At 70.7% G+C, this 266-nt stretch carries 1 protein-coding gene; it reads right to left on the bottom strand.

All coding sequences use genetic code 11. The features are described from left to right. Nucleotides 1-266 (bottom strand): hypothetical protein (locus SB754_RS20785; protein ID WP_410784247.1); only part of this gene is annotated, 266 nt, incomplete at both ends.

Below are 266 nucleotides of genomic sequence, written 5' to 3'. Positions count from 1 at the left end.
AAGGCCTCCTCCTCGAAGAAGAAGCGGATCTTGTCGCCGGACTCCATGAAATAGGTGTCGCGCCCGTGCACCTGGCCGCGTGTCGGGAAGACGCTGGAGACCGAACCGGGATCGAAGTCGGCGACCAGCTCCTCGGCGCCCTTCATGAGGGCGCCGCAGCCGGCGGCGGCGACCATGTCCTCCAGCCCCAGGAAGCCATCGCGCGCATAGGCCTCGCGCATCTCCGCGGTCCGCTGCCCGGCGGGCGGCGCGGCGACCAGCAGCCC

It is taken from the genome of Leifsonia sp. SIMBA_070 (assembly GCF_046534635.1).
In the GTDB taxonomy this organism is placed as follows: domain Bacteria; phylum Actinomycetota; class Actinomycetes; order Actinomycetales; family Microbacteriaceae; genus Leifsonia.
The sequence above is the reverse complement of the archived record's forward strand: the minus strand, read 5'-3'. Positions and strand labels throughout refer to the sequence as shown.